Below are 19,427 nucleotides of genomic sequence, written 5' to 3'. Positions count from 1 at the left end.
GTGGGCCGGTCCGGTCAGCCCTCGGCCGCGACCGCCTCGCGCTCGGGGGACGGGGCGTCCCGCTCGCTCCCGGCCGCGCCGCGCACCGCCGGGATGACCGCCGCGATCGCCGCGGCGATCAGCGCGACCCCGAGGCCGATGAGCAGGCCGGTTCGGAAGCCGCTCTCGGAGGCGAAGGCGTGGCCGCCCATCGTGGTGGTCATCTGGGAGAGGACCGTGCCGATCACGGCCGCGCCGATGGAGGTGCCGAGCGAGCGCATGAGCGTGTTGAAGCCGTTGGCGGCGGCGGTCTCCGCGGGCGGGATCGAGCTCATGATCAGGGCGGGCATCGCCCCGTAGGCGAGGCCCACACCGCTGCTGGTGACCATGGTGACCAGCATGAGCCCCCAGGCCGAACCCATCAGCGCCAGCGACAGGCCGTAGCCGGCGGCGATCACCAGGACGCCGCTGATGAGCGTGAACTTCGGGCCGCGGGCGTTGGTGAGCTTCCCGCCCAGGGGGGAGACGATCATCATCATGATGCCGCCCGGGGCCATCCACAGGCCGGCGGCGAGCATCGACTGGCCCAGCCCGTAGCCGGTGGCCTTCGGGAACTGGAGCAGCTGGGGGACGATCAGCATGCTGGCGTACATGCCGAAGCCGACGAAGACGGAGGCGAGGTTGGTGAACAGCACCCGGGGGCGGGCAGTGGTGCGCAGGTCGACCAGCGGGTCCTTGGTGCGCACCTCCCAGAAGCCCCAGCCCGCCAGCACCACGACGGCGGCGGTGAACAGGCCGATCGTCGTGCCGGAGGCCCAGCCCCAGTCGGCGCCCTTGGAGACGGCGAGCAGCAGGCAGACCAGGCCGACGCCCAGGCCGAGCGCGCCGGGCAGGTCGAATCGCTGACCCCTGGCGGTGGCCGGCACGTCCGGCACCAGGAACCAGATCAGGGCGGAGACCACCAGGGCCAGGACGGCCGCACCCCAGAACAGCACCCGCCAGTCCGCGTACTGGGCGACCGCCGCGGCGATCGGCAGGCCGAGACCACCGCCGATCCCCATGGATGCGCTGACCAGGGCGATCGAGGAGCTGAGCTTCTCCGCCGGGACGACGTCACGCAGCAGGGCGATGCCCAGTGGCACCATGCCCATGCCCATCCCCTGCAGCCCACGCCCGACGATCATGGGCACGACGGAGGAGGCCAGCGCGCACACCACCGAGCCGGCGACCAGGGGCACCGAGCAGACGAGCAGCATCCGGCGCTTGCCCACCATGTCGCCGAGGCGTCCGGAGACCGGCACGCAGACGGCCGAGACGAGCAGGGTGACGGTGATCACCCAGGCCGCGTTCGAGGGCGTGGTGTGCAGAATCTGCGGCAGTTCCGCGATGAGCGGGGTGACCAGCGTCTGCATGACCGCGGCCACCGTGCCGGCGAAGGCCAGGGTGGCGACGACGCCGCTCGGGTGCGCGGATCGTTGAGAGGTGTCCATGGGGAAGCTCCGGAACAGTCTGTCGGACAAGAAGTGCATCATACATGTCTAGTGCATCATGCACATTCTATGGTGGATGCATAATGCTGTCCGGAGGGACGCGGACGGAGCCGGCCGGCCACGGACCGAGGCGGCCGTCGGCCAGGAGGTGGCAGGAACATGGTCAGACCCACGCACGAGGTCGAGTACGAGCAGATGCTCCTGAGCCGTCACGGCCTCCAGGGCAGCGCCGGCGCCCGCCGCAAGGACAGCCTGCTCGAACGCAGCGCCTACATCCTGCTCAGTCGCATCCGCGTCCAGGGGCCGATGTCGATCGGAGAGCTGAGCGACGCCTTCGACCTCGACGCCTCCACCCTCAACCGACAGACCACCGCCGCGATGCGGGCCGGGCTCGTGGAGCGCATCCCCGACCCCGAGGGCGGGATGGCCAGGAAGTTCCGCATCACCGGCCGGGGCGTGCGGCTGCTCGACCAGGAGCGCGCCGGCACCATCGACAGCCTGGAGCGGGTGATGGCCGACTGGACGGACGACGACATCGCCGCCTTCGCCGGCTACCTGAGGCGCTTCAACACCGGCATCGAACGCCTGGGCGGACACCCCTGGCCGCGCCCCTGAACCACCCCCGCCCCGGTCCCGACCCCGGCACGAGGGTGGAACGACAGCGACGCACCCAGCATGATGGCAGTTCCGGGTGCGGGGCCCGCAGGGGAGGGGAGGTCCGCATGTGGCGTCCGTCGGCGCGAGCGGCGGCGGTACTGGCGGCGATCGGCCTTCTGGCTGGGGCGGGGTGGCTGGCCTGGGTACTGGCTGCCGAACGGGTGGGCGCGGCCGCGGGCCTCGGTCCGCCGAGCGGCGTCGTGCTGGTGGAGAAGTGCTACGACGTGTCCGACGACGAGGGCAACAGCGCCGGCCGCGACTGCCGGGGCCAGTACACCCCGGCCGGCGGGACGGCGGCCGGGGCCCGTCCGGTCGTGGTACGCGGCGTACCCCGCGACCACCGGGCGGGCACCCGCCTGACAGTCCGGCTGTCCCACGGCGTCGCCTACGAGCCGTCGTCGACGCCGGCCCTGCGGTACGGCGTCGTCGCTGGACTGATCATGGTGCTCGGCACCGTACCGGCCGCGTGGTTCCTCTCCTGTGCCCGGCACGGGAACCTCCAGGACGGCAGCGGCTACGTCGCGGCCGGCTTCGCGGGACTGCTGGGCGTACCGCTGCTGGGCATCGCGGTCGGCCTGGTGGCCGGGATCGCCGAAGCCGTCCTCTGAGCGCGGCCCGGCCGGCTACAGCCGGAACGGGTTCCCGCCACTCGCGGCGAGCGGGTGGGCGGTGCCCTCGGACCAGACCTTGCCGGTGTCCGCGGTACTGAAGCTCACACCGGTGCAGGGACCGTCGGTGACGGAGAGCCGGCCGATCGTCCGGTCCACGGCGGCCGAGCAGGCTGGGTCGGGCGTGGCCGGGTGGCTCCAGGTCCGGACGTCCTCGGCGGGGCCGGCCACGGGATCAACTGCCGGACAGGCCTTGGGCCGTCGCGCCCGAACGGCGGCCGAACACCTCCGGCCGGGCGATCTCCAGCGCCGTCGAGACGGCGCCGAGCAGGACCGCCTCCTCCCCCAGCAGGCTCGGGGCGAGCCTGGTCCGCAGCGGGGAGAGCCGGTGCAGCGCCCGCTCCAGCGGCTCCAGCAGCAGATCCGCGCTGCCGCCGACGCCACCGCCGAGCACCACCAGATCCGGGTCCAGCACCGCCGTCAGCACCGCGACGGCGTAGGCGAGTTGCTCCGCCTCCTGCTGGACGGCCCCGGCCGCGAGCGGGTCGCCGGACCGGGCCGCGTCGAAGACCTGCTTGGCCGTCAGCGGGCCCGGCATGCCGAGGCCGAGCGCGGTGCGCACCACCGCGTCCGCCCCGGCCACCTGCTCGATCGTCCCGGCCGGCTCCCCGGCGGGCCGGCCGGGCAGCGGCAGCAGCCCCACCTCGCCCGCGGCTCCGTGCGCGCCGGCGAGCAGTTCGCCGTCCTTCACCACGCCGACGCCGAGGCCGGTGCCGACCAGCAGATAGGCGAACACCCGGCTGCCCTGCCCGGCGCCGAGGGCGAACTCGCCCAGCGCGGCGAGGTTGGCGTCGTTGGCGACGGTGATCGCGGTCTCCAGCCCGTCCGCGATCCGGTCGAACAGGCCCGGTCTGCCCCAGCCCGGCAGGTTGGTGGCGTAGCGGACGCCGCGGCGCCGCTCGTCCCAGACGCCCGGGCTGCCGATCACCGAGTGGACGATGCCGCCGGCCGTCAGCCCCGCCTCCGCGATGGTCTCCCGGGCCGCCGCCACCACCGCGTCGGCCACCGCGTCGGCCGTCCGCCCCCGGTTGGGCACGTCCCGCCGGGCGACGATCCGCCCGGCCAGGTCGGCCACCGCCACCCGCAGCCGGGCCCGGCCGATGTCCACGCCGAGCACATGGCCGGCCGTCGGGTCGGCCTCGTACAGCACCGCCGTGCGGCCGCGCTCGGGGACGAACCGCCCGGCCTCGCGGGCCAGTCCGGCCTGTTCCAGCGCGGCCAGCGCGGCGGAGACGGTGGGCTTGGAGAGCCCGGTGTCGCGGGCGAGCTGGGCCCGCGAGGACGAGCCGCCGGTGCGCAGCAGTTCGAGCAGCAGCCACTCGTTGTTGCTGCGCAGCCGCTGCCGGTTCCACGGCTGCACCGGCGCTCCGGCCGCCGGGAGGTGGGTCGGCAGGTGGCGGCTCATCAGGTCCTCCGGTCTCGGCGTACCCCGCGGACCGGCGCGGTACCGGGGCGGTGGCGGGCCTGGGCTCAGGCACCGCCGCCCAGTATGACCGGTTGTCAACCCGCCCATCGGCCCGGATCCGGCCCCGGGACCGGTCAGCCCACCCGGCCTCCGGTGAGGGACCGCACCGCGGAACTGTCGAGGTCCGCCGGCTTGGCCGCGACGAAGGCGCGGGCCCGCCCGCCCGGCGCTCGTCGGTCCGCCCGGCGCCGCGCCGGTCCGGGCCGTCCGCTCGCCCGCCGTCCGCCCAGAGCTCGGCGAGCGCCTGCTCCAGGTCCGCCCAGAGGTCCTCCGGGTGCTCGGTGCCCACCGAGAGGCGGACCGTCCCGGCGCCGATGCCGGCGGCGGCCGGCTCCGTGTCGTCCAGCTGCCGGTGCGAGGTGCCGGCCGGATGCAGCACCAGGGTGTGCGCCCCGCCGGGCGAGGGTGCGAGGGAGGCCGGCCGGACGGACTCGGTGAAGGTCCGGGCCGCCTCCCGTCCGCCCGCGAGGTCGAACGCGAGCACGCCGCCGTGGCCGTCCGGGAGCAGTCGGCGGGCGCGCTCGTGGTCCGGGTGGGCGGGCAGGCCCGGGTAGTGGACGGCGGTGACGGCCGGGTGCGCGGCCGGACGGCCGGGTCGAGCGCGGTGTCGCAGCGCCTGCGCACCCGCAGGGCCGGCGTCTGCAGGCCGCGCAGCGTCAGCCAGGCGGCGAACGGGTCGGCCGCGGCGCCGGGTTCGATGGCGTAGCGCCAGACCCTCCCAGAGCCAGTCCCGGTCGATCGGCCCTGGACGGCCGCCGGGCCCGACGGCGCGTGCCGAGGGGCCCGGCGGGTCTCAGCGGCGGCGTCCGAAGACCCGCTTGGCGGCGTAGACGATCCCGACGATCAGCAGCACGAAGAAGAGAATGATCAGGATCACCACGATCAGCAGGAACTTGCCGAGCTTGGCGAAGAAGCCCTTCTTCTTCTCCTTCTCCGCCGCCAGCCGGCTCGCCGGAGCCGCCGCGCGGTCCTCGGCGGCCCGGGGGACCTGGACGGTCTGTCCGCCCTCGGCCCCCTCCATGCCCTGGATGCCCTGGACGCCCTGCGGCTGGACGGCGCCGGCCGCCACGGCCGCGGGTCGGGGTGCGGCCACCGCCGTCGCGCTCGACGCCGCCGCGGTCAGGCCTGCGGTGGCCAGCAGGGCCACCAGGGCGCCGGCTATCGAACGTGCGATCCGGTGAGTCATCGTGCTCCTTGGTTCCGGTCCGGGTGCGGCACCGATGGGCCCGGCCGTCCAGACCCCCTGGGCTGACCTGCGGGTTTCCTCATCGGCGCCTAGTATGCTCCACTGAAGTTCTACAGCGGTGTAAAAGTTTACCGGCGGCGGACCCGCCCACGGTACCCGGGGTCCGCGCGCGGGCGCCCAGCACACCGACGGGGATCTCGTGGCAACTGTGGAGGGTGACGACATGTCAGGTCGCAGGGGTCCCGGCGGAGCCGGGGCGTCGAGGAGCCGGTCGGGCGGCCGACGCGCCCGTCCCCGGCGCAGCCGCAAGCAGAAGGTGCTCTGGGTGACCGCCGGCTGCACCGCCCTGCTGGTACTGGCCGGCGGCGCCGTCTACTACCGGCTGAACGGGAACATAGCCACCTTCGACGGAGACGCCGTCAGCAAGGACCGCCCGGAGGCGGCCAAGCCCGACGCGCAGGGCCATGTGCCGGTCAACATCCTGCTGATCGGTTCGGACAGCCGCGGCGGCAACAACAGCGACCTGGGGGGCGGCCAGGAGGGCGGGGCCCGTTCGGACACGGCGATCCTGCTGCACGTCTACGCCGACCACAAGCACGCGGCGGGCATCTCCATCCCGCGCGACTCGCTGGTCACCATCCCGCCCTGCAAGCTGCCGAACGGGAAGTGGACCAAGGAGCAGAACAATGTCATGTTCAACAGCGCCTTCGCGGTGGGCGACACCGAACAGGGCAACCCGGCCTGCGCCCAGAACGCCGTGGAGAAGCTGACCAACATGCGGGTCGACCACACCATCGTGGTCAACTTCGAGGGCTTCGCCGCGATGACCAAGGCCGTCGGCGGGGTGGAGGTCTGCCTGCCGAACGAGATCCGCGAGGGCGACCTCAACCCCAACCTCGGCCGGAAGGGCAAACTGCTCTACCCCAAGGGCCTGCAGAGGGTTCAGGGCCAGTCCGCGCTGGACTACGTCCGGCTGCGGCACGGCATCGGCGACGGCTCGGACATCGGCCGCACCAAGCGCCAACAGGCCTTCCTCTCCGCGCTGATCAAGGAGATCAAGGCCAAGGGCATGGACCCGACCACCCTGCTGCCGGTCGCCGACGCCGCCACCCGGTCGCTGACCGTCGACCAGGACCTCGGCTCCGCCGCCAAGCTGCTCTCCTTCGCCATGTCGCTGAAGGACATCGATCTGCACGACGTCAAGTTCGTCACCGCGCCCTGGCGTTACGAGGGCCCCCGGGTCGCGCTGGTCCACCCGGACGTCGACCAGCTCTGGGCGGCGCTCCGGGCCGACCGCACGCTGGACGGCCAGGACGCGAGCGCGCCGAGCGCGGCGGTGTCCGAGGACCCCTCGCCCTCCCCCACGGCCTCCCCCGCTCCCGAGCCCCCGGCGGCCGGCACAGACGTCAAGGTGACCGTGCTGAACGGCACTTCGGCCACCGGCCTCGGCGGCCGGGCTGCGGAGTCCCTGAAGGCGGCCGGGTTCACCGTGACGGCCGTCGGCAACGCGCCGAACCGTCAACGCGCCACCACCGTGGTCGACTACGGGCCCGGCGAGCGGACCTCGGCGGAGGCCGTGGCGAAGCTCTTCCCCGGCGCCGGGGTCCAGCCCGGCGCCAAGGCGGGCGTCAGCGTGGTGCTGGGCCACGACTACGCCGCCACCGCCACCGCCGCGCCCTCCGGCCCGCTGCCGCCGGCCCCGGGCCCGCTGCCCACCAGCGTCCGCGACGCGGCCCGCTCGGCCGACGACGACCCCTGCGCCAACCTCTCGTACGGCTGACGGCGCCGCCGGCCCGCACAGGGCCGGCGGAGAGCGTCGGGGGGGCCCCGGGGGGGGGGGGGGGGGGGGGGGGCCGGGGGCGGGGGCGCCCCGGGGGGGGCCCCCCCCGCCCCCCCCGCGGCCGCCGCGGGGGCCGGCGGCGCCCCCGTCCCCCCGGGGCCCCCCGTCGCCTCGGGGGCCGGGCGGCGGGGCCCCCCGGGGGGGGGGGTGGGGGGGGCGGCCGCCGGGGGGGGGGGGGGGGCCGGGGGCCCGCGACGGTCCTGGTCAGCGGCGGGTGCCGCACCCCGGGCAGAACGCGGCGCCCTCGGGCAGCGCGGCCTGGCACTGCCCGCACTGGTTCGGGTTGGCCAGGCGGAAGCCGCAGCCCGGGCAGAACGGCGTGCCGTGGGTCTCGGTGCTGCACTGCGGACAGACCAGCTGGCGCGGCGTCTGCACGTCGAAGGCCTGGCCGGTCTGCTGCCCCTGCGTGTAGGCCCGCTCGGAGACCATGTCGTTGAGGCCGCGCCGCTGGGCCGCCATCGCCTCGGCGGCGGTGTCCGGGGCGCAGGTGTGGCAGAGGCCCTGGGCGGGGTCGAAGCAGCGGCCGCAGACGTAGTTGGTGCACCGTGCGCACCGGTTGAAGTGGGTCTGGGCGTTGGCGATGGCCCGCTGGAAGGCGGCATCGCGGGAGCTGCCCCAGTTGGCGCCGGCCAGCCCGTCGGCGGCGTTGCTGATGGTGTTGGCGTTGCCGCCGATGAGGTTCCAGGCGGCACTGACGCCCTTGCTCACCCAGCCCGCCACCTGGCCGGTGGTGAACGCCTCGAACGGCGAACGCCAGGTGTCGGAGCAGCGCGAGCAGGAGAACTCGAACTGGAAGCCGGCCCCGGTACCGTGTTGCTCGCACAGGTCACGGTAGTTGTTGCTGAAGTAGATCTCGGAACTCACGTCGTCCCCGGTGGCTGAGTTGGCATGTCGGCGGTCCCCGGCCCTCTGACGCCGACACGGCTGCGATGGGTCACGGGGCGCTGCACAGAATGACATATACCGTCATATTTTGTGAATCCCGTTGGGGTAAAGCTTCGCTGAGCAACGGTTCAAGAACCGCCCGGTCCACCGGAGTGGGTCTCAGACCCCACCGGCCGGCAGCAGCACCACCCGGGCCGGGTCGAACGGCTCCCAGCGGGCCGGCCGCCCGCTCCGGGCCACCCGCAGCCGGCACCAGCGCCGCCCGGCCGCGTCCTGCCACCACCCGCTGATCCGCCCGAGCGCCCAGGTGCCGTCACCGAAGTGCACCTCGACCGGCTGGTACACCCGCTCCACGCCCGGCTCGGCGTCCAGGTCCACGCCCCCCGGTCCCTCGCCGTCCACAGGCCCGCGCCGACTCTCCTCCACGGTTCCGCCTCCCGACCCGGATGTCGCCACCGGCTCCCCCGACAGGGCAGCCGCGAGGCCTGGCGTACAGCTCACCCGACAGACTCTACAGCCGTGTAGAGAACAGCGTGGCGAGAACCCCCGGAAGGCGGCCCCGGGCCCGGCCCGGATCCGGCCCGCGACCGTCCCCCACCCGTCCGGAGGATGAATTCCGGGCAACACGCCGACCGGTCACCGCCTTCCCGCCGCGCCGCGCCCACCCCCCGCCTAGCGTCTGAGTGCCTCCCCCGCCCCTGTCTCCTCTGTTCACCTCCAACCCCTGTGGCCCGATCGCACGAAGGAGCGCCATGCCCACCATCACCACCGACGACGGCACCCGGATCTTCTACAAGGACTGGGGCAGCGGCCGGCCGGTCGTCTTCAGCCACGGCTGGCCGCTGAACGCGGACGCCTGGGACGAGCAGCTGCGGCTGGTCGCCGAACGCGGCTACCGCGCGATCGCCCACGACCGGCGCGGCCACGGGCGCTCCGACCAGCCCTGGCACGGCAACGACATGGACACCTACGCCGACGACCTCGCCCAGCTGACCGACCGGCTCGACCTGCGCGACGCCGCCCTGGTCGGCCACTCGACGGGCGGCGGCGAGGTGGCCCGCTACCTGGGCCGGCACGGCACCTCCCGGGTGGCCAAGGCGCTGCTGCTGAGCGCCGTCCCGCCGCTGATGCTGCGGGGCCCCGGCAACCCGGAGGGCACACCGCTGGAGGCCCTCGACGGCATCCGGGCCGGGGTGGACGGCAACCGCTCGCAGTTCTACTGGGACCTCAGCGAGAGCTTCTACGGCTTCAACCGCCCCGGCGCCGACCTGTCCGGGGCCGACGGCATCCGCCGGGCGTTCTGGCTCTGGAGCATGCAGGTCGGCGCGAAGGCGGCGTACGACTGCGTCCGGCAGTTCTCCGAGACCGACTTCACCGAGGACCTCAAGCGCATCGACATCCCCACCCTGGTCGCGCACGGGGACGACGACCAGATCGTCCCGATCGCGGCCGCCGCCCCGAAGACCGCCCGGCTGATCCCGGACAGCGTGCTCAAGGTCTACCCCGGCGCGTCGCACGGCCTGCACGGGGCGTACCGGGCCGCCTTCGAGGCCGACCTGCTGGACTTCCTCACGTCCTGATCCCCACGTCCTGACCCCGGGACCCGGGCGGCCCGTTGCCCGCCGGTACGGCCGGGACCGGGGCCGCCGGCCCGGTCAGCGCCTGCGGGCCCGGGCCCGGCGGCGCTGCCAGACGGCCAGCGGAACGGCGGCGGCGAGGGCGGCGGCCTCCGGGGCCGGCGGGCTGTCGAGGGGGTTGTCGTGCGGGGCGGGTGCGCCCAGCGGTGCCTGGTCGAAGGTGTCGGGGACGGGGAGGGTGTCCCAGTGGGAGAGCGGCCAGGCGACGACGAAGGCGCGGCCGATGACGTTGTCCACCGGGACGAAGCCGCCGCCGGCCTCGCGGGTGTGGTACCGGGAGTCGCGGGAGTCGTCGCGGTGGTCGCCCATCACCCAGAGGTGGTCCTTGGGGACCTTGACCGTGCCGGCCGGCTCGTTGTCGCAGGGCGTGGCGCCCGGGTAGATGTACGGCTCGTCCAGCGGGACGCCGTTGACCTTGACCGGGCTGCCGCTGTTGCACTCGACGGTGTCGCCGCCCACCGCGATCACCCGCTTGATCAGGTCCTTCTCGTCCGCCGACGGCATCAGGCCGACCACGCCGAGCACCGTCTGGACACCACGCATGACGCTGTTGCCGGACTGCTCGGGCGGCCCCTCCAGCCAGCCGCCCGGGTCGCGGAAGACCACCACCTCACCGCGGTCCGGGGTGGCGCCGAACCACGGCGTGAACTTGTCGACCAGCACCCTGTCCCCCTTCTCCAGGGTGTGCTGCATCGAGCCCGAGGGGATCGAGAAGGCCTGGACGAAGAAGGTCTTGATGCCGAGTGAGAGCAGCAGGGCGATGACCACCAGGACCGGCAGCTCCCGCCAGAAGGACCGTTTCTTCGACCCCGCCGCGCCCTTCCCGCCGGCCTCATCGGCCTGATCGGTCTCCGTGGTCTGTTCGACGCTCATCCCTGGGCCCCCTCCGGACGGCCTGTCGGGAGCCCGGTGCGGAACCCCCGTTGTGAGCCAACGAACCTAACGACCAGAGGTTCCCGGCCGGGCCCGGACGTGGATGCGTTCGCCCTGCGGCCCGAACAGGCTCAGGAACTCGACCGGCGTCGGCCCGGCGTTGCCGAAGGCGTGCGGGATCCGGGTGTCGAACTCGGCCGCCTCCCCCGCGGTCAGGACGAGATCGCGCGAGCCCAGGAGCAGGCGCAGCCGGCCCGCCAGGACGTACACCCACTCGTGACCCTCGTGCACCTTGGGCTCCAGCTCGGGCCCGGCCCGGTAACCCGGGGGCATGATCTGCTTGTAGGCGTGCAGCCCGCCGAGGTGGTGGGTGAGCGGGACGAAGGTCTGGCCGCCCCGGGTGAACGGCCGGGCGTGGATGCGCGGATCCCCGGTGGCCGGGGCGCCCACCAGTTCGTCCAGCGGCACCCGGTACTCCCGGGCCAGCGGCAGCAGCAGTTCCAGGGTGGGCTTGCGCCGGCCGGACTCCAGGCGGGAGAGGGTGCTGAGGGAAATGCCGGTCGCGGCGCTCAGCCTGGCCAGGGTGGTGCCACGCTCGCGCCGCAGCGCCCGCAGACGCGGGCCCACCGTGGTGAGGACGGTAGAGAAGTCGTCGGCCATGTCTTCTATTTGCCGAGGCGGCAAGCGTGGTTGTCAAATCAGCTTGCCGGCACGGCGGCCGGCGGAACCGCGGGGCGGCGGGCGGCGCCGGGGAGCCCCCGCGGTCGGCCTCCGCCCCGGCCCGGTGCCGCCCCTCAGTGTGCGCCGCCCCTCAGTGGCCGACGCCGAGCATGACCCGGGCGATCAGCTCACGGCGGCTGGCCACCCCGGCCTTGGCGAAGACCGACTTGAGGTGGTCCTGCACCGTGTAGGGCGTCATCGTCAGCAGCCGCGAGACGTCCCGGGTGTCGCAGCCGCGCACCAGCAGCAGCGCCACCTCCTGCTCCCGTGCCGTCAGCCCGTACGCGGACAGGTAGAGCGGCATCACGTCCGCCGGGGTGGCCTCGGAGGCCACCACCGTCACCTCGCCCGCCGTCCCGCCCCGCAGCGCCGAGGCGTGCAGCACGAACCAACGGCCGTCCCTCGCCTGCACCCGGATCTTCCGCTGCGGGGCGGGCAGGCCGTACGCCGCCCGGCGGGCCTGCTCGGCGGCGATCGCGAAGGCGGTCGGCACCGCGAGCGCCGACGGTGTGGGGTCGGCCAGGCCGGCCAGCAACTCCTCGGCCGGGCCGGACATCGCGAGCAGCCGGTTCGACGGGCCGAGCAGCAGGACGACCGGCGCCCCGCCGTCCGGACAGGACTCGTCCTCCGGCCCGTCGCCGGGCGGCGGGAGGTGGCTGGCCCGCAGCGCGTTCCCCAGGTGCCGGGCGGCGATGTCGGCGAGCTCGCGCTGGTGGCCGAGGTACGGCCCGCGGTCCCCGGCCCGCATGAACGCGGCGCACCCCCACATCCCGCCGTGCGCGTCGAAGACGGCGCGCAGCTCGTCGCCGAACCCGGCCGGGGCGATCTGCTCGCGGTAGCGCACGCTGTGCTCCGGTCGCCCCTTCGTCACCCGGTTCAGTGTCTCGGCCCGCACGCCGCTGCGGCGGATCTTGGGGAAGGTGGCGACGTCATCGGACCAGATCTCCAGGCGGACGGCGTCCTGGAAGCTGTCGAGGCTGAGGTCGTCGCTCAGCACGGAGTTCACCAGCCCGGTCGCCGGGTCGGCGGTGTGCCAGCAGACCGCGTCGAACTCCATGACTCCGCGCAGCAGTTCGTCCGCCCTGCGGAACACCTCGGGGGCCGTCAGCCCGGCCCCAGCCAGCTCCCGCAGCCCCTCGATCGCCTGTTGCGCCGCCGCCCCACGAACCCCACGTGATCCCATGGCCGGAAGCTAACACGCAGACCAGTCAGCGGTCATGCGCCGATCGTAGGGGGTCGACTCCGACTCATGGCGGGGTCCCGGCCACTCCGTACGGCTACGCTGCCCGCCATGAGAACCGAACTGACCAGGGACAGCGTGGCGATGGGCGACGACGTGTCGGCTCCGCACGCCGAGCGGCGCGAGTTCCCGGACGGCATCGGTGTGCGGGACGCCGTCGTCTCGGTGCTCGCGGACGGCTACCTCGCGACCGTCCAGGGCGGCCGGGCGACCTGGATCGTGGTGGCCGCCGACCGGACCCGCCTCGCGGTGGTCGCCCAGCAGTGGGCCGCTCCCCGGCTGCTGCCCGCCGCCGGCCAGGGCCCGCTCGCCCGGTTCACCGACCGGGACGGCGTGGTGCGGCTGCACTTCGACTACCGGCAACAGGCGGACCCGGAGGCCGAGTTCGAGCGACTGTCCGCCACCGGGGCGCGCGCGGACGGTTAGGCCCCGCCGCCGACACGGACGACTGAGCCCCCGGTCGGTGCACACCGCCCCGGCGCGCGCGGCCGGGCACCCGCCGGTCCCGGACCGCTCCACGTCAGCGGAGTGCCGCCGCGTGGTCCGGCCGCAGGGGCCGCCCGGTCAGTCCTCCTGGGTGGCCGTCAGGCCCCACCGGATGGCCTGGGAGGACCAGCACCGCGCCCAACGCCCCGGCCGCACCGACCAGCGCCCGCTTCGCCGTCTGCTTCATCGCGATACCCCCTGACGATCCGTCCGGACCGGCCGCACGTGGAACCGCGCGGCCGTCCGTCGCCGTTCTTCGGCACCCGAACGACCCTACGGCGGCCCACTGACAAGTGCGGCGGACCAGCCCACTACCGGTACTCCCGCAGCCGCGGCCGGACGCCGATCGCCAGGCCGGTGCCGAGGGTGACCGCCTCCTTCAGCCGCCCGGCCGGGGTGCGGGACGAAGGTACGAGAAGGCGTCCGCCCCCTGCCCCGCGGCGACGGGGCAGGGGGCGGCGCGGGCCGTGCCGTCCGGCGGGGAGGCGCGGTTCAGCGCACGGCGATGACGGCCGCGGCAGCGACGACCGGCGGCCGCGGATGCGGCGGGCGGTCGTGGTGGCGTGCCGGGCGGTTCATGCCCTTCATCCAAGCCGCCGGCGCGGGCGGGGGGCAAGCCCCGCCGGCCCGCCCTGACGGAACCCTGACGCCCTGTCCGAACGTCGTGCCGCTCACGGCGGTTCACGGGCGAGCCGCGGCACTCAGAGCCAGTTGCGGCGCTTGAACACCAGGTAGAGGCCGGTGCAGACGAGCGCCATCAGCCCGATCGCGAACGGGTACCCGAACGCCCACTTGAGCTCCGGCATGAGCTCGAAGTTCATGCCGTAGACGGTGCCGATCAGGGTCGGCGCGAAGAGGATCGCCGCCCAGGAGGAGATCTTCTTGATCTCGTCGTTCTGCACGTGCCCGGCCTCGGCGAGCTGCTTCATCTCCTCGTTCTGCCGCTGCGAGACCAGGGTCGCGTTGACGGTCAGGATGTTCTGCAGCATCTGCCGGAAGCCGTCCACCCGCTCGGCGGCGTACGTGGCGTGGTCGGCCACGTCCCGCAGGTAGCGCTGGAGCTCGTCGTCGGTGCCGTACTTGCCGAAGCCCGCCTCCAGGCTCTTCATGATCTCCAGCAGCGGACGGGTGGCCCGCTGGAACTCGATCACCTCGCGGGAGAGTTCGTAGATGCGGCGGGACACCTGCGGGTCACCGCCGAACACCTCGGTCTCGATCTCGTCGATGTCGTGCTGCAACCCGGCGATCACCGGCGCGTACCCGTCGACGACCGCGTCCAGCACCGCGTACAGCACCGCCTCGGGGCCGAGCGCGAGCAGCTCCGGGTCGGCCTCCAGGCGGCTGCGCACCGCGGAGAGGTCCGGGGCCTGCGAGTGGCGCACGGTGAGGACGAAGTCGGGGCCGACGAAGAGGTGGATCTCGCCGAAGTCGACCTCCTCCACGTCGTCCAGGTAGCGGGCGGCGCGCAGCACGACGAAGAGCGTGTCGCCGTAGCGCTCCAGCTTCGGCCGCTGGTGGGCGACGATCGCGTCCTCGACCGCCAGCTCGTGCAGGTTGAACCGCTCGGCGGCCTCCAGCAGCTGCGCCTCGGCGGGCCGGAACAGGCCGATCCAGGCCATCGTGCCGGGCTTGCCGGGCAGCTGGCGGTAGATGTCAGCCAGGCTGGCGGGTTCCTCGACCCGGTGCCCGCCCCGGTAGACGGCCGCGTCCACGACGGAGCGCTCCAGCGTGACGGGCTCCGCGGGCTGGTCGGGCCTCGGGTCCATCGAGTGCTCGGGCGCCGGCTGCGCGTCGCCGCCGCGCGGCGTGGTGACGGAACGGGAGAACGGACGCTTGCTCGCGCGCACGGCGCGCACACGCCAGTCGGACATGGCGGGGTACCTCCACGGGTCGGTGTCCGCCGCTGCCGAGGCCGGGGGCCGCGGGGTCGGGCGGGGCGGGGGCGGGAGGCGCCCGGCCGTCCTCCACCGCGCACGGCGCCCGGACCACGCGGCCGGAGCCGCCGCTGTCAGCGGCGGGCGGTACGGCGGCGGGGTGCGGGAGCGGTACGGGAGGAGAAGTGCCGGGTGCCAGGAGAAGAGGGGGACGTCCTGGGGCGGGGCCGACTTCGGCCCGGACTACTGCTCTCCACAGGTCTCACCTCCTCGCCGTCGGGGCGCCCGTACTCGGGTCGCCGTTACCGGGGCCATCAGGGAGATCCACACCACGCGCCGCGGGCACACCTGGCCGCGGGACGGGCGGGGCACCCCTGATCTCGTCAGAGCTTTGGCACGCCACGGCGTAGCACCCGGGGGTGCAGCCACTTGGGATCACCCCTTAGGCCGGGGAGACCTGTCCTGAACCTGGGCGTCTCTCGACGTCGTGGGGTCAGTGGCCTGTGTCCGTGGCGACGCCTCACCGAACGAGGTGCCTTCACAACTGTGCCAAGTCTAGTACCCGCGCGACCGCGCCCTTGACCAGGGCCTCCGCCGAGGCCTCCACCGGGGCCCCGACGGGCCCGGGCCGCCGCTTCGGCTCAGCCCAGTGCGAGGTGGGCGGCGGTGTACGGCAGGGCGACCGTCTCCAGGCCCCCGACGCTGCCGAACACCGGGTGGACGTTGACCTCGAAGACGACGCCGCCGTTCTCCGCGCCGAGGTCGACACCGCCGAGCGGCAGGCCCAGGGACTTGGTCGCGGAGACGGCCAACTCGGCCAGACCCGCAGGCAGTTCGCCGTCCTCCAGCAGCTTCGAGACGGCGCCCTGGATCTCGTTGCAGGGCGCGTCCGGATCCGGCTGGACGTGCTCGACCGCGCGGACGACGCGCCCGCCGAGCACCACCACCCGGTACTGGTGGCGCCGGCCGTCGGCGTTGAAGTTCCCGGCGTCGCGGGCGATCAGCCAGTCGGCGCCCGAGGCCACGTAGTGGTCCGCGGCGGCGGTGAGCTGGTCGCGGGTGGTGACGTGGAAGACATCGTTGCCGCCCATTCCGACGGTCGGCCGGGCCCAGACGTCGCCGCCGAGGCGGTCGAAGGCATCGACGGCGGCCTCGGGGGTCGGCCGGGAGAGCGCGATGGTGGGCATGTGCGCGATGCCGTCCCGGCTGAAGCGCTCGACGGTCCGGTCCTTCTCGGTGGCCGCCCGCCAGCCGTCCGTGTCGGTGCCGAGCGAACGGGCGCCGTACGCGCGGAGCCGCTGCTGGCAGGCCTCGAAGGCGCGCCGCTTGTGCGGCGGTATCTCGTAGACCAGCACGGTGTCCGCCGTCACGGCGAGGCCCTCGGCCGGCACCTCCAGGCGGAGCCCGCCGTCGGCGGCCGGGCCGATCCGGCCGGTGCCGCCGCGCATGAAGTGCCGCGCGTCGAGCAGGACGGGCGCCCGGCCGGTGAGCATCCGCGCGGCGGTGGCCAGAGTCTCCCGGCTTCCCTCGGTCGAGCTGTGATCCGTCATCAGAACGAGCTCGCTTCGCGGCATGCCGCCATGGAACAGGCCCCGCCCGGCCCGGGCAAGAGCGTGTTCCAGGCCTGGCCCCGCCTCCGGTGGCCGGAATCCTCTTCGTTCCCGGTCGGACCGGGGCCGGGTCGGTGCCCGCGTCCGGGCCCTGGCCGAGACCGCTCGGCTGCTCGATGCCCGTGGTGGCGGCATCGACATGCTTCACATCAGCGACCTCTTCCTCGCCCGCGGCCCCTGAGCGAGGCGAGTCAACCGAGACTGTGGCTTTCCAGTTCGGTGAGAATCTCGAAGAGCTGACTCTTCGCGCGAAGGAATTCGTCACTCATTGCACTCACGCTGAATTCCCCAAGGGTTTCCGCGCGGGCTTGTGCTTCGATCTCCGCTGCCATATCGGCCAGCACGTCAGCCCCCAGGGCCCTGGCGCTGGACTTCAGCGTGTGAGCGGCCCGCCGCACCTCGTCGTTCTGCTGACTGCCCGACATGGCGGATATCAGTTTCGGCGCATCTTCCACAAACAGCTCGGCCAGTTCAGCAACCGAGGAAGCCCCGCCCAGGTCGTCACAGAGACGCTCCAGAACCTCTCGGCTGACCGAAGTGTCGGAGTGCTCCGGCTGCGGGGTGGTGTCCTGCTCGCCGCCGGGTGCGGACACACGGCTCAGCGCTTCAGCCAACTGGTCACTCTTTATCGGTTTCGCTATGTAGTCGTCCATGCCCGCGGCAAGGCAGATTTCGCGGTCGCCCTGCATCGCGTTCGCCGTCATCGCGATTATGTAAGGACGGCGGCCGGCCTCAAGCATTTGATTGATCTTCCGCGACGCCTCGAGGCCGTCCATGACGGGCATCTGCACGTCCATCAGCACGACGTCGTAGCAATCATTGAGGACGGCATCGACGGCCTGACTGCCGTCGTCGACTATCTCGGCGGTGTGGCCGAGTTTCCGCAACATCAGCGTAGCGATCTGCTGATTCACCGCATTGTCCTCGGCCAGCAGGATTTTCAGATCAGAAGACGCGCCGTCAGGAGACGTACCCTTGCTCGGGGAAGGGCTCACCCCGGCGGGTTCCCGCTTGCCCACGATGACCGTCACAAGCGCATCATGCAGCTGCGAAGCCCTTATAGGCTTGGTCAGGACCGCGGAGAATTCTTCACGGTCGATCAGTTCTCTGGACGTCACCAGTGAGGTTGCCAGTATGAGCGGCAGACGTTCACGACCCAGGATCCGGTGGATCCTCCTGGCCAGCTCCACGCCATCCATCTTCGGCATCATCATGTCGATGACTGCCACATCAAACGGATCGCCCGACTCAAGTATTCTGAGGGAATCTTCGGGGAAGGCCGTTTCATAGGGCACCATGTTCCATGAATCAGCGTGCCGCCTGACCACTTCGCGGTTGACCGCATTGTCATCGACAATGAGCAGGCGCTTCAGTCGCAGTGGTTCTTCCGCGACAGGCGGCAGACTGCCTTCAGCGACCTCCAGATTGATTTCGAAGCTGAAGACAGAGCCGACGCCGCTCTTGCTCTCCACCTTCATGAAACCATCCATCATCTCGACGAGGCGCTTGCTGATCGCCAGCCCCAGGCCCGTCCCCCCGTACCGGCGAGTGGTGGACGAATCCACCTGGCTGAAATCCCGGAAGAGTCGATCCATGCGATCTTCAGGGATGCCTATACCCGTATCCGAAACGGAAAAATGCAACCGCGTGGCCCGGTCGTCCCCGTCGACATCCTCAGTGGTTCTCACCGAGACTACGACTTCACCGGTCTCGGTAAATTTAATCGCATTGGAGAGGAGGTTGGTCAGTACTTGCCGGAGGCGCATTCCGTCGCCGACCAGCCTGTCCGGAACGTCAGGCTCAACCAGGCAGGCAAGTTCGAGCGATTTTTCTGCGGCACGGGTGGCAATCACCCCGACCGCGGAATCCATCATATCACGCAAGGAGAACGGCCGGCTCTCCAGCTCCAGCCCGCCGGCTTCTATCTTGGAGAAGTCCAGAACGTCATTGATGATACCAAGCAGGGCCTCCCCGCTGGAATTGATGATATCAACAAAGTTTCGCTGTTCGGACGTCAGTTCAGTAGACAGCAGCAATTCAGTCATCCCGATGACTGCGTTCATCGGGGTCCTGATCTCATGACTCATGGTGGCCAGGAACGAGCTCTTGCTGCGGGCCGCGGTCTCCGCGACCGAGCGCGCGTCCTGCAACTCCCGCTCTGCCTTCGCCCTTTCAACCACGCGTGACAGCTGAGCGCCGACCTGAATCAGCAGCTTCGTGAGCATCTCGTCCTGGCTGATTTTTCCCGGCGCGGCAAAGAACTCAAGCACAAAAATGACTTCGGATTCACAGAAAACAGGAAGCGTCAGGAACTCGGTGATTCCGAGTTCACGACAGGACTTGATGTAATCTATTTCTTCGTCCTCGCTGCCGACGGTGCCTGTCAGCGCCTCGGTGGACAGCAGGGCGCGTCCGGCCGGCCCACGCCCCCGGGGGACCATGAGCCCATCATTCGCCTGCAGCGCTCGCAGGTGTTCCGGATCGTCCGCCCACCAATAACGCGAGTACGAGGCAAGCATGCCGCTGTCCGGCGAGAACGACAGCGCATGACCGGCCGGGCACCCCGTGAAGGTGCATATTCCTTTTACCGCGGCAAGCAGCGGATCGCTCACCTGGAGCGCGTTGTTGCATGCCGCAGCCACCGACTCCAGCAGTTCCAGACCCCGCTGCTTCTCGAGCTCCTGGTTCTTTGCGTCATGCAGCTTGCGAATCATTTCCTCTGATATCAGCTCGGCCTGCCGCCGCGCCTTGCGTTCCTTGTTCAGTAGGCTTTCCAGCAGAGCTGCTTCCCGATCTATATTCCGCTCACGCTCCACC

At 72.2% G+C, this 19,427-nt stretch carries 17 protein-coding genes, 1 pseudogene and 1 riboswitch; of the genes and pseudogenes, 5 read left to right on the top strand and 13 right to left on the bottom strand.

What is annotated here, in order from left to right; genetic code table 11:
* Positions 1-14: 14 nt before the first annotated feature.
* A complete protein-coding gene (locus ACIP82_RS32795; protein WP_400658806.1) occupies positions 15-1,469 on the bottom strand; it encodes an MFS transporter in 1,455 nt (484 codons plus the stop codon).
* Positions 1,470-1,628: 159 nt separating this feature from the next.
* Here ACIP82_RS32795 and ACIP82_RS32790 point away from each other — a divergent pair, with 159 nt between their 5' ends.
* The gene (locus ACIP82_RS32790) at positions 1,629-2,084 is read left to right on the top strand and encodes a MarR family transcriptional regulator (protein WP_363607617.1); all 456 of its coding nucleotides are present in this window, start codon (positions 1,629-1,631) and stop codon (positions 2,082-2,084) included.
* A gap of 107 nt (positions 2,085-2,191) precedes the next feature.
* Positions 2,192-2,734, top strand: coding sequence for a hypothetical protein (locus tag ACIP82_RS32785; protein WP_400658774.1), 543 nt, complete (start codon positions 2,192-2,194; stop codon positions 2,732-2,734).
* A 15-nt stretch (positions 2,735-2,749) separates the two neighbouring features.
* On the opposite strand, the gene ACIP82_RS32780 is transcribed toward ACIP82_RS32785, so the two are convergent.
* From ACIP82_RS32780 to ACIP82_RS32765, 4 genes and pseudogenes are all read right to left on the bottom strand, one after another.
* Positions 2,750-2,965, bottom strand: a complete 216-nt coding sequence (locus ACIP82_RS32780) for a hypothetical protein (protein ID WP_400658772.1) — start codon at positions 2,963-2,965, stop codon at positions 2,750-2,752.
* Between the two features lie 4 nt (positions 2,966-2,969).
* Positions 2,970-4,199 carry an ROK family transcriptional regulator gene (locus ACIP82_RS32775; protein ID WP_400658770.1) on the bottom strand — a complete coding sequence of 410 codons (1,230 nt, stop codon included), beginning with the start codon at positions 4,197-4,199 and terminating at the stop codon, positions 2,970-2,972.
* Positions 4,200-4,557: 358 nt separating this feature from the next.
* Positions 4,558-4,803 (bottom strand): annotated as a pseudogene (locus ACIP82_RS32770) (PLP-dependent transferase); the annotation flags it as partial.
* Between the two features lie 249 nt (positions 4,804-5,052).
* A complete protein-coding gene (locus ACIP82_RS32765; protein ID WP_400658768.1) occupies positions 5,053-5,445 on the bottom strand; it encodes a hypothetical protein in 393 nt (130 codons plus the stop codon).
* A gap of 223 nt (positions 5,446-5,668) precedes the next feature.
* Here ACIP82_RS32765 and ACIP82_RS32760 point away from each other — a divergent pair, with 223 nt between their 5' ends.
* Positions 5,669-7,225 (top strand): LCP family protein, encoded by a 1,557-nt coding sequence (locus tag ACIP82_RS32760; protein ID WP_400658766.1) that lies wholly within the window; start codon positions 5,669-5,671, stop codon positions 7,223-7,225.
* Positions 7,226-7,489: 264 nt separating this feature from the next.
* Here ACIP82_RS32760 and ACIP82_RS32755 read toward each other — a convergent pair whose 3' ends face one another.
* Both ACIP82_RS32755 and ACIP82_RS32750 read right to left on the bottom strand, forming a co-directional pair.
* Positions 7,490-8,149 carry a double zinc ribbon domain-containing protein gene (locus ACIP82_RS32755; protein ID WP_363607623.1) on the bottom strand — a complete coding sequence of 220 codons (660 nt, stop codon included), beginning with the start codon at positions 8,147-8,149 and terminating at the stop codon, positions 7,490-7,492.
* A 180-nt stretch (positions 8,150-8,329) separates the two neighbouring features.
* Complete coding sequence (locus ACIP82_RS32750) at positions 8,330-8,548, bottom strand: hypothetical protein (RefSeq protein ID WP_400658764.1); 219 nt, start codon at positions 8,546-8,548, stop codon at positions 8,330-8,332.
* Between the two features lie 374 nt (positions 8,549-8,922).
* Here ACIP82_RS32750 and ACIP82_RS32745 point away from each other — a divergent pair, with 374 nt between their 5' ends.
* Positions 8,923-9,750 carry an alpha/beta fold hydrolase gene (locus tag ACIP82_RS32745; RefSeq protein WP_400658762.1) on the top strand — a complete coding sequence of 276 codons (828 nt, stop codon included), beginning with the start codon at positions 8,923-8,925 and terminating at the stop codon, positions 9,748-9,750.
* Between the two features lie 75 nt (positions 9,751-9,825).
* Here ACIP82_RS32745 and lepB read toward each other — a convergent pair whose 3' ends face one another.
* The 3 genes from lepB to ACIP82_RS32730 all read right to left on the bottom strand — a co-directional run bounded on the left by lepB (position 9,826) and on the right by ACIP82_RS32730 (position 12,583).
* Positions 9,826-10,680 (bottom strand): signal peptidase I, encoded by an 855-nt coding sequence (gene lepB, locus ACIP82_RS32740; RefSeq protein WP_400658760.1) that lies wholly within the window; start codon positions 10,678-10,680, stop codon positions 9,826-9,828.
* A 66-nt stretch (positions 10,681-10,746) separates the two neighbouring features.
* Positions 10,747-11,340: a helix-turn-helix transcriptional regulator gene (locus ACIP82_RS32735; protein WP_363607627.1), complete on the bottom strand. Its 594-nt coding sequence runs from the start codon at positions 11,338-11,340 to the stop codon at positions 10,747-10,749.
* Between the two features lie 151 nt (positions 11,341-11,491).
* Positions 11,492-12,583 carry a helix-turn-helix transcriptional regulator gene (locus ACIP82_RS32730; RefSeq protein ID WP_363607628.1) on the bottom strand — a complete coding sequence of 364 codons (1,092 nt, stop codon included), beginning with the start codon at positions 12,581-12,583 and terminating at the stop codon, positions 11,492-11,494.
* 108 nt (positions 12,584-12,691) lie between these two features.
* On the opposite strand from ACIP82_RS32730, the gene ACIP82_RS32725 reads away from it, so the two are divergent.
* On the top strand, positions 12,692-13,066 hold the full coding sequence (locus ACIP82_RS32725) for a hypothetical protein (protein WP_363607629.1): 375 nt from the start codon (positions 12,692-12,694) through the stop codon (positions 13,064-13,066).
* A gap of 761 nt (positions 13,067-13,827) precedes the next feature.
* On the opposite strand, the gene ACIP82_RS32720 is transcribed toward ACIP82_RS32725, so the two are convergent.
* The 3 genes from ACIP82_RS32720 to ACIP82_RS32710 form a co-directional block, all read right to left on the bottom strand.
* Complete coding sequence (locus ACIP82_RS32720; protein WP_363607639.1) at positions 13,828-14,997, bottom strand: magnesium and cobalt transport protein CorA; 1,170 nt, start codon at positions 14,995-14,997, stop codon at positions 13,828-13,830.
* 371 nt (positions 14,998-15,368) lie between these two features.
* Positions 15,369-15,539: riboswitch (M-box (ykoK) riboswitch) on the bottom strand.
* 102 nt (positions 15,540-15,641) lie between these two features.
* The gene (locus tag ACIP82_RS32715; protein ID WP_400658756.1) at positions 15,642-16,574 is read right to left on the bottom strand and encodes a RimK family alpha-L-glutamate ligase; all 933 of its coding nucleotides are present in this window, start codon (positions 16,572-16,574) and stop codon (positions 15,642-15,644) included.
* Between the two features lie 227 nt (positions 16,575-16,801).
* Positions 16,802-19,426: a response regulator gene (locus ACIP82_RS32710; protein WP_363607641.1), complete on the bottom strand. Its 2,625-nt coding sequence runs from the start codon at positions 19,424-19,426 to the stop codon at positions 16,802-16,804.
* Position 19,427: the final 1 nt, after the last annotated feature.

Source organism: Kitasatospora sp. NPDC088548 (assembly GCF_044753005.1).
Classification (GTDB): Bacteria; Actinomycetota; Actinomycetes; order Streptomycetales; family Streptomycetaceae; genus Kitasatospora.
The sequence above is the reverse complement of the archived record's forward strand: the minus strand, read 5'-3'. Positions and strand labels throughout refer to the sequence as shown.

What these genes read in the sequence shown, in the direction of transcription:
- ACIP82_RS32795 (WP_400658806.1), bottom strand. Translation starts at nt 1,469, where the DNA reads ATGGACACCTCTCAACGATCCGCGCACCCGAGCGGCGTCGTCGCCACC.
- ACIP82_RS32765 (WP_400658768.1), bottom strand. Translation starts at nt 5,445, where the DNA reads ATGACTCACCGGATCGCACGTTCGATAGCCGGCGCCCTGGTGGCCCTG.
- ACIP82_RS32715 (WP_400658756.1), bottom strand. Translation starts at nt 16,574, where the DNA reads ATGCCGCGAAGCGAGCTCGTTCTGATGACGGATCACAGCTCGACCGAG.
- ACIP82_RS32785 (WP_400658774.1), top strand. Translation starts at nt 2,192, where the DNA reads ATGTGGCGTCCGTCGGCGCGAGCGGCGGCGGTACTGGCGGCGATCGGC.
- ACIP82_RS32720 (WP_363607639.1), bottom strand. Translation starts at nt 14,997, where the DNA reads ATGTCCGACTGGCGTGTGCGCGCCGTGCGCGCGAGCAAGCGTCCGTTC.
- ACIP82_RS32730 (WP_363607628.1), bottom strand. Translation starts at nt 12,583, where the DNA reads ATGGGATCACGTGGGGTTCGTGGGGCGGCGGCGCAACAGGCGATCGAG.
- ACIP82_RS32725 (WP_363607629.1), top strand. Translation starts at nt 12,692, where the DNA reads ATGAGAACCGAACTGACCAGGGACAGCGTGGCGATGGGCGACGACGTG.
- ACIP82_RS32735 (WP_363607627.1), bottom strand. Translation starts at nt 11,340, where the DNA reads ATGGCCGACGACTTCTCTACCGTCCTCACCACGGTGGGCCCGCGTCTG.
- ACIP82_RS32760 (WP_400658766.1), top strand. Translation starts at nt 5,669, where the DNA reads ATGTCAGGTCGCAGGGGTCCCGGCGGAGCCGGGGCGTCGAGGAGCCGG.
- ACIP82_RS32790 (WP_363607617.1), top strand. Translation starts at nt 1,629, where the DNA reads ATGGTCAGACCCACGCACGAGGTCGAGTACGAGCAGATGCTCCTGAGC.
- lepB (WP_400658760.1), bottom strand. Translation starts at nt 10,680, where the DNA reads ATGAGCGTCGAACAGACCACGGAGACCGATCAGGCCGATGAGGCCGGC.
- ACIP82_RS32775 (WP_400658770.1), bottom strand. Translation starts at nt 4,199, where the DNA reads ATGAGCCGCCACCTGCCGACCCACCTCCCGGCGGCCGGAGCGCCGGTG.
- ACIP82_RS32745 (WP_400658762.1), top strand. Translation starts at nt 8,923, where the DNA reads ATGCCCACCATCACCACCGACGACGGCACCCGGATCTTCTACAAGGAC.